Source organism: Streptomyces sp. NPDC006384 (assembly GCF_042870695.1).
GTDB lineage: Bacteria > Actinomycetota > Actinomycetes > Streptomycetales > Streptomycetaceae > Streptomyces.
In genome coordinates, this window is sequence record NZ_JBIAHR010000062.1 from 1 (window position 1) to 1,428 (window position 1,428).

1 protein-coding gene is annotated in these 1,428 nt (G+C 69.3%); it reads right to left on the reverse strand.

The window, feature by feature from the left end; genetic code table 11:
* Nucleotides 1–19: 19 nt before the first annotated feature.
* Nucleotides 20–1,222: an IS110 family transposase gene (locus ACFYOJ_RS36270; RefSeq protein WP_356559560.1), complete on the reverse strand. Its 1,203-nt coding sequence runs from the start codon at nt 1,220–1,222 to the stop codon at nt 20–22.
* Between the last annotated feature and the right edge of the window lie 206 nt (nt 1,223–1,428).

Genomic DNA, 1,428 nt, shown 5'->3' on the forward strand with positions numbered 1-1,428 from the left:
AGGAGTCTCAATGACGGTGTCAAGCTGTTTGCGGGACGGGCGGATCGGGGGTGAACACCCGGTTGTCGCGCAGCAGTGCCCACAAAACGCTCGCCCGGCGGCGAGCCAGGGCGATAACGGCCTGGACGTGCTTGCAGCCTTCGCCGCGCTTCTTGAGGTAGAAGTCCCGGTTCGGTCCTTCGCGCATCATGCTGGTCTGCGCGGACATGTAGAACACCCGGCGCAGGCGGCGGCTGTAGCGCTTGGGCCGGTGCAGATTGCCGGTGCGGCGGCCGGAGTCGCGGGGCACGGGAACCAGCCCGGCCGCAGAGGCGAGGTGGCCGGCGTCCGCGTAAGCGGTCAGGTCTCCGGCGGCGGCGACGAACTCGGCGCCGAGGATCGGGCCCATGCCGGGCAGGGACTCGATGATCTCCGCCTGGGGGTGGCGGCGGAAAGTGTCCCGGATCTGCTGATCGATCCGCTTCAGCCGGTCCTCCAGGGCCAGGATCTGCATAGCCAGGTCGGCAACAATCTGTGCGGCGATGTCCTCGCCGGGCAGCGCGGTCTGCTGAGCCTGGGCGGCGTCCAGGGCGGTGACCGCGACGGTGTCGGCGCCGCGCACGCCACGGTTGGCCAGCCAGGCAGTCAGCCTGGCCCGGCCGCGGCGACGGAGGGCGGTGGGAGTCTGGTAGCCGGTCAGCAGCACCAGTGCACCCTTGTGGGCCGAGTAGTCGAAGGCTCGTTCCAGGGCCGGGAAGATACCGGTCAGCACGTCACGCAGCCGATTGATCATCCGCACCCGGTCGGCCACCAGGTCGGCGCGGTGGGAGGTCAGCAGCGCAAGATCGGCAGCGAGCTGGGCGGGCACGTCGATCGTGGCGAGGTCGCTGCGGTGACGGGCGGTTTCGGCAATCACATAGGCATCGCGGGCATCGGTCTTCGCCTCGCCCCGGTAGGCGCCCGACATGCGGTTGACGGTGCGGCCGGGCACGTAGACGGCCTGCTGGCCATGGGCAGCGAGCAACGCCAGCAGCAGCGCGGAGGACGTCCCGGAGATGTCCACCGCCCAGTGGACCTCGTCCGCCAGGTCGAGGATCTCACCGAGTGCGGTCAGGATCGCCGACTCGTCGTTGTCGACCTTCTTCGACCACAACGTGGCACCGGTTTCGTCGACCACCGCCACCCAGTGGTGGCCCTTGCCGGCGTCGATGCCGGCCCAGACCCGGGTCCGTCGCTTGCTCACTTGCCCCTCCTCGTTCCGCACAGCGTGCCATCGGCCCGAGGAACACCCCGCTGTCGTCTCCGTAAACAGCGACCGCACAAGGCGCGCACATCTCAATCAGCAGTCAGGGCGTCCCGGAGAGCCGGGCGGCCACTCCTCGCGAGCCACGACTGGCAGAGAGCTATCAGCCACACCCGGCCCTCCCGGGCCGCCTAACAACTTACGGA